8 protein-coding genes are annotated in these 6,000 nt (G+C 65.1%); 6 read left to right on the top strand and 2 right to left on the bottom strand.

Going from position 1 to position 6,000, the window contains the following annotated elements; translation table 11 throughout:
- Positions 1–121: 121 nt before the first annotated feature.
- On the bottom strand, positions 122–1,078 hold the full coding sequence (locus tag CHB69_RS19085; protein WP_170935647.1) for a helix-turn-helix domain-containing protein: 957 nt from the start codon (positions 1,076–1,078) through the stop codon (positions 122–124).
- Positions 1,079–1,263: 185 nt separating this feature from the next.
- Here CHB69_RS19085 and CHB69_RS19090 point away from each other — a divergent pair, with 185 nt between their 5' ends.
- The 6 genes from CHB69_RS19090 (at position 1,264) to CHB69_RS19115 (ending at position 5,688) form a co-directional block, all read left to right on the top strand.
- A complete protein-coding gene (locus CHB69_RS19090; protein ID WP_089217515.1) occupies positions 1,264–1,920 on the top strand; it encodes an energy transducer TonB family protein in 657 nt (218 codons plus the stop codon).
- 17 nt (positions 1,921–1,937) lie between these two features.
- The gene (locus tag CHB69_RS19095) at positions 1,938–2,702 is read left to right on the top strand and encodes an STN domain-containing protein (protein ID WP_089217516.1); all 765 of its coding nucleotides are present in this window, start codon (positions 1,938–1,940) and stop codon (positions 2,700–2,702) included.
- Positions 2,699–3,241, top strand: coding sequence for an RNA polymerase sigma factor (locus CHB69_RS19100; RefSeq protein WP_089217517.1), 543 nt, complete (start codon positions 2,699–2,701; stop codon positions 3,239–3,241). The genes CHB69_RS19095 and CHB69_RS19100 overlap by 4 nt, the downstream gene beginning before the upstream one ends.
- A gap of 101 nt (positions 3,242–3,342) precedes the next feature.
- Positions 3,343–4,254 (top strand): FecR family protein, encoded by a 912-nt coding sequence (locus CHB69_RS19105; RefSeq protein ID WP_170935649.1) that lies wholly within the window; start codon positions 3,343–3,345, stop codon positions 4,252–4,254.
- A gap of 158 nt (positions 4,255–4,412) precedes the next feature.
- Positions 4,413–5,312 carry a LysR family transcriptional regulator gene (locus CHB69_RS19110; RefSeq protein WP_170935650.1) on the top strand — a complete coding sequence of 300 codons (900 nt, stop codon included), beginning with the start codon at positions 4,413–4,415 and terminating at the stop codon, positions 5,310–5,312.
- A gap of 70 nt (positions 5,313–5,382) precedes the next feature.
- The gene (locus CHB69_RS19115) at positions 5,383–5,688 is read left to right on the top strand and encodes an EexN family lipoprotein (protein WP_245836970.1); all 306 of its coding nucleotides are present in this window, start codon (positions 5,383–5,385) and stop codon (positions 5,686–5,688) included.
- A 10-nt stretch (positions 5,689–5,698) separates the two neighbouring features.
- Here CHB69_RS19115 and CHB69_RS19120 read toward each other — a convergent pair whose 3' ends face one another.
- Positions 5,699–5,917, bottom strand: coding sequence for a DUF2274 domain-containing protein (locus CHB69_RS19120; protein WP_089217520.1), 219 nt, complete (start codon positions 5,915–5,917; stop codon positions 5,699–5,701).
- Between the last annotated feature and the right edge of the window lie 83 nt (positions 5,918–6,000).

A 6,000-nucleotide genomic window follows, 5' to 3' on the forward strand; every position in this document is an offset into this window, starting at 1 on the left:
CACCGTTAAGGGATTGATGGCCGTTAGTATTGGAGTTATTCTTATTACAAGCGCGAATATCGCCCTGACGAGGTGTCAGGACGCTAGAAGTTTTTCGGCTCCGTCTGAAACGGAGGAGGTTCTATTCGCGCATTGCGCGAAAGGCTCGTGCGCGGTTCTGGCTCGGCGTTTCTCCAAAGTGGCGTTGATAGGCGCGGCTCATCATGCCCGGCGTTCCGAAGCCGGCGGCAAGTGCGATGTCGCCGATCGAGCGGCTCTCGTTCGGGCTTTCGAGGCGCGTACGGACCCATTCGAGGCGGATCTGCTGAATAAGCTGGGTGACGGTGACGCCGAGGCAGGTCCGGAAATTCCGGCGCAACGTGCCCGAGGTGACGCCAGCGATCTGGGCAAGCTCGTGGATCGTCCAGCTCTGTTTGGGATCAGCGCGAATATGCTCGACGGCGCGCTGTACCGACCGTGCGACAGGAAACAGCAGTTCGGCCGCCGGATCGGCCTGGAGCGTTTCCACAAGCCCTTCGAGCGCGCCTTTTTCCAGCAGACGGTCATCGAGCGCCGAGTGGCCGATGTCCCCCGCTATGCTGGCGCGCGGGAGCGCTACCCCCATTTGTTCGACCGACCAATCGAACCGGTGATCAATGGCCGCGAGACGGCGGGCCGCGCCGAACCGGCTCGACGCGAGCGCCTGGATAGCGGCGCGCGGGATATGGAGAAAGAGCGCGCTCGAACCGGCAGCACAGACCGCGGCGGCGCGGCTGCCCGCCGCCAGGAGCAATGCCGATCCGGCTCCAAGCGTGAGGGTGTCATCCTCGCGCACGACGACGACCGTGCCGGTGATCGGCAGGAGGACATGAACGGTCGCGTCGGTGGAGGTGAGCGAGACAGCGCGCTGGCGTGGGAAAGCGCGAAAATCAAGATCCAGCGGCCCCAGCTTGAAGCGCTGGCGCTGCACCATTGGGCGCACGGGATTGCCCGCCGGCAGTGCCGGGCGCCGCATATTGGGCGCGCGCGCGGGGACAGGGGTGGTTGCCCTGATCGCTGCATCGCGGTTGTTCAATTTGACGGCAAAAGTCGGGTTCATGGTCATGGTCCTCGACTGGAAGACCAATGTCGCGAGATCGAACGAAAGACTTTTTTCGCTGACGGCGATTTTTATGCGATCGCCCGCGCGTTCGCACCGGCCCGCCTCAGCCGCTTGTCACAAAGACGCGATAAACACGCCCTACGGGTCGAGCATTTAAGTGACAATGGGGTGACACGGGAGCAATGAGTCGAGATCTCTCGACCCGGCTGATGAGCGGATTTCTGTCGCTCTCCCTGCACGCTGCGGCGGGCTTCGCCCTGCTGTGGGCGTGGGATACGGGCGTACCCGTGCGCGACCTGTCCGGCGGCGACAAGGGTAATGTGCTGATCGTCGAGTTGATCCCGCTGGAGCGCGCCGATGGCGTCGCGCAGCGCGAAAGCGCGCAGGACGGCGACGCCCGCGAAATGTTGGATGAGCCGCGCCCGCTCGTCGCAAGCGGCGAGGCGGGCGACGCGAAGCCGCAGCCGCGCGCCGCCGGCCCCGAATCCCATGCCGCGCGCGCCAGCGCCGAGGCGCAAGGCGATGCGCGCGATCTCGCCGATCTGCCGAGTGCCGATGTCCTCGCTTACCGGCGACGGCTCGAAGCCCATCTTGCCCGTTACCGCATCTACCCCGTCGCGGCGCAGGATGCGGGTCGCGAAGGCGTCGTCATGCTGCATTTCGTCATGTCGCACGAAGGCAGAGTGCTTCAGGCCTGGGTCGGCGAAAGCTCGGGCGCCTCCGACATAGACCGCGAAGCTGTAGCTGCCGTGATGCGCGCGCAGCCGCTCCCGGCATTTCCACAAGGCTGGCCCGGCCAGCTCAGCGTCATCCTTCCCGTCACCTTCAGGCTCGGATGAGGACGATTGCGCGTTCCATGGTCATTGCGGTGCGATGGTACGGTCCACAGGCGCTCGTCTCCGGGATGCTCGCACTGGCCTTGCTTGCGGCGCCCGCGCCTCTTGTCGCCCAGGGAGCGACCACGTTGGGCGATCGCCGCTTTGAGATTCCCGCGCAGCCCGTCGCGCAGGCGCTTGCCGAGTTCGCGACCGTGAGCGGGGTGAGCATCATCTATCGCCAGAGCCTTGCGGGCGACCGTTATTCGACGCCGCTGAGCGGCGTCTATGCAGCCCCGGCGGCGCTGCGCAGGCTGCTGGAAGGCACCGGCCTGTCCGCGCGGTTCACCGGCCCCAACTCGGCGATCATCTTCGTTGAAGGAGAAGCCCCGCCTACGCTTCCGTCGGCCAGCGGGGCTGCCGCGGGGCTCGGCACGCTTCATCTGGACATGGCGGAAGTGCGCGCCCCGCGAATGGTCGGCAGGTCCGATAGCAGTGCGTTTACGCATTATGCACAGCGCGTTCAGACCGAGATCTTCGACAGGCTGAAACGCGACGGCGCCTATGAGGGACGCAGCTTCCGGATCGAGATCGCGGTCACCGTCGATGCGGCGGGCCGGATCGCCGAGGTCGATCTGTTGCGCGCCAGCAGCGAGCCCGACTGGAACGCCCGCGTGCGGCGTGTGCTGGTCGGCCATGTTCTGAGCAGCGCGCCGCCCGAAGGCCTCAGCCGCTCGATGCGCTTCGAGGTCGAGACCGATCGTCTGGCCAATCGCTCGGCGCCCCGGACCGGGGGGCGGCCGTGAGCGCAACGCGGGCCGGTCTCAAGACGTCGCTTGCCGCGCGCTACAACCAGCTTCGCGACCGCCTCGCGGCGCGTCTCGGCTCCCAGGATCTCGCCGGCGAGGCCCTGCACGAGACCTGGATCAAGCTCAACGATGTAAACGATGATGCACCTGTTGCAGATCCCGACGCCTATATCTACCGCGCGGCCGTCAATATGGCGGCGACGATGGCGGCGAAACAGCGCCGCGTGCTGGGCAGCCAGGACATCGAGGACATATTGTCGGTCGCGGACGATGCGCCAGGGCCCGAACGCATCGCCATCGCACGCAGCGAACTCGCCCATATCTGGAAGGTGCTGGGTGAATTGACGCCGCGTCAGCGCCACGTCTTCATCGAGAGCTTCACTGGAACGATGACCCATGAGGAGCTGGCGGACCGGTATGGAGTGACCATCCGGCTGATCCAGATGGACCTGCGGAACGCCATTCTCCACTGCGCGCGGCGCGCCCGGCGAAAAAATCCTTTCGCTGAGCGGGCCGCACGCGTGTCTACCCGATAGGAGGAACAGAGTTTGAGGATTCCAGAAGCGCGATGGTTGCGCCAGCCGGATTTCATTTGCCGATGACGGCTCGGGATGTCCCCGAAGATGACGCCGACGGCTTGCTCGTCGAGGCGGCGGACTGGGTGGTCTGCCTGACCTCGGGCGCTGCGACCGACGACGACGCCGCGCGCCTGGCGGCCTGGCGGGCGACGAGCCCGGCGCATGAAGCGGCGTTTCGGGAGGTCGCCGGCGTGCGCAGCTATGCCCATGTCGCCAAGAACACCAGGAAGCCGGGGATGGTCAGTCGCCGCGCCGTTCTGGGGGGCGGCGCAACCGCTGCCGTGGCGCTGATAACCGCCGGTGTCGCGCGACCGCCGCTTGGGCTTTGGCCATCCTTCGCGGAACTGACCGCCGATCATCGCACCGCGATCGGCCAGCGTTACGCCTTTGCGCCTGTGACAGGCGTCAAGGTCGAGATGAACTCGCGCACGGCGTTGTCGTTGATCGACCGGGTGGCCGAGGGATCGCGCGGCGTCAGTCTCGTGACCGGCGAAGCCTTCGTTACCGCCGGGCAGCTTCGGGAGCCCTTTCGCGTCGATGCCGGGAGCGTCAGCGCTTCGACGCGCGAGGCCCAGTTCAATGTGCAGCGGCTCATCGGCGGCGTGCGTGTCGCCTGCGTAACCGGCACGGTCGCGTGCAGCGGCAGCGACCAGCCGATCCTGCTGCGCGCCAATGAGCAGGTGTTCGTCGCATCAGGCGGCGTGATCCGGCGCAGTGCGATCGATGCGGCGAAGGCAACGGCCTGGCGGCGCGGTCTGCTCATTTTCGAAGGGGCGCCGCTGGCCGAGGTGGTCGACCAGATCAACCTTTATCGTTCAGGCAGGATCGTGCTTGCCCGCTCGTCACTGGGCGCGCTGCCCGTCAATGCGGTCTTCCACACCAGTCGGATCGAAGAGGCCGTTCCACAGATCGAGCAGCTCTTGAATCTGCGCGCCCGCCACCTTGCCGGCGGCGTGGTGCTGATGAGCTGACGTCACAACATATTTCAGTTTCATGACAAAATCTGTTTCGTTCAGGGCGCGGAACGATGGTCTTCCAAGCAGGAGGACGCGGAGCGTTTGGACGGGTTACGGATCGGTGAGGCGCCGATCCTGACCGTTCATCCCTTCCTCCAGTTGGGAGGTTGGTCGTGTCGCTTGAAACCAAACAATTGCGCTATGCAGTCCTTGCCGCGGAAACGAGGAGCTTTTCGAGAGCCGCAGCCTTGCTGCGGATCAAACAGGCGACGCTCAGCCGCAATGTGCTGCATCTCGAGCATCGCTTGGGGGTGAAACTGTTCGAGCGGCGAACGCGCGGTGCGATCCTGACGCCCGAGGGGATACCGATCATCGACACGGCGCGGCGGATATTGGCAGAGGTCGATAATCTCAAGAACCGCGCACGGGCGATGCGTAATGGGGATGCGGGCGAACTCACAATCGGCTTTTGCGGTTCGCTGACCGCAGGCGACCTGCGTTTCGCCATCGTCGAGTTCCAGCGCCGGTTCCCCGACGTGCGGCTGAACGGCGTCGAGCGCGATCGGTGCTATCTCCATCATGCGCTTCATGCCGGGGTGATCGATCTTGCGGTCGTAACCGGCGAATTTGCCGATCCGGCCATCAAGCGCCGCTCGCTCTGGTCCGAGCGCGTCCTCGTCGCCTTTCCCAAAGGTCATCCGCTGTCCGAAGTCGAGCGCGTCTATTGGCATGATTTGCGGCGCCTGACTTTCGTGCTGGGCACACAAGATCCCGGCCCGGATCTGATGCGGCTGCTGCGCGCCCGGCTCGCAGAGCCCGGATATGAACCCGAAGTCGAAACTCAGGACGTGAGCCGCGAGAATGTGCTGGCAATGGTTTCGGCGGGCTGGTTCCTGACTTTGGTATCGGAATCGACGCTGGGGTTCCATCATCCCGGCATCGTCTTCCGCGAGGTGCATGAGCCGACCGGCCAGGCCCGGATCGACTATGGCTGCTATTGGCGGAGCAACGACAGCAGCCCTGCGCTGCGCCGTTTCCTGGGCCTCATTCGAGAACGCTATCCCGACACCTGACCCGCGCGCGCCGGCCGCACGCGCTGGCCGCGCCCCTTGTCGCCAACCCACAATCGAAGGAGTGAGCATCATGAACGGCAAGACAATCTTCATCGCCATCGTCGCGCTGGTGATCGGCTTCGGATCGGGTTTTGTGCTTCGTCCAGTTTTCATACCGGTCGAAATCGCACCCGCTGCCAGTCAGGGCGCAGGGTTGACGGCGCCTGCCGGGGACGCGCGCAGCACGCAATATTTCGCAGCCAATCTCGACGAAGCGCGCGAGACCGTCGCGCAATGCGCCGCAGGCACGGTGCGGGGTCAGGAATGCGCCAATGCCGAAATCGCGATCGTCGAAGCTGAAGGCAAGGAGCGGTTCGACGCCTTTATGGGTCGATGATCGGAGCAGATCAGGCGGACCGGCTGAGATAGCGCCGAAACGCTCGATCTGTCGCCATGAACCGTTCCAGCATCGGCGCGATAAGCCGCGCGGGCGGAACAGGCTGGGCGCCGTCACCGGCCAGCACGCGGCCATAGGCTTCAAGGTCGGAGTGGATCGAGGCCGGCAGCTCGATAGTGAGGCGGACCGGCTTGCTTTCCGCGAGATCGCCGAGTTTGAGTTTGGTCATCGTGTCTGTCTCCAGGGCGCGAATACGGAAGCGCGCATCACCGGCCCGCAGACCGTAGCGCTTATCCCGACTATCGGCGTGGT

The sequence above is a fragment of the Sphingopyxis indica genome (assembly GCF_900188185.1).
GTDB classification, from domain to species: domain Bacteria; phylum Pseudomonadota; class Alphaproteobacteria; order Sphingomonadales; family Sphingomonadaceae; genus Sphingopyxis; species Sphingopyxis indica.

Coding starts and splice junctions, on each gene's coding strand:
- CHB69_RS19090 (WP_089217515.1), top strand. CDS start 1,264: ATGAGTCGAGATCTCTCGACCCGGCTGATGAGCGGATTTCTGTCGCTC.
- CHB69_RS19120 (WP_089217520.1), bottom strand. CDS start 5,917: ATGACCAAACTCAAACTCGGCGATCTCGCGGAAAGCAAGCCGGTCCGC.
- CHB69_RS19115 (WP_245836970.1), top strand. CDS start 5,383: ATGAACGGCAAGACAATCTTCATCGCCATCGTCGCGCTGGTGATCGGC.
- CHB69_RS19095 (WP_089217516.1), top strand. CDS start 1,938: ATGGTCATTGCGGTGCGATGGTACGGTCCACAGGCGCTCGTCTCCGGG.
- CHB69_RS19085 (WP_170935647.1), bottom strand. CDS start 1,078: ATGAACCCGACTTTTGCCGTCAAATTGAACAACCGCGATGCAGCGATC.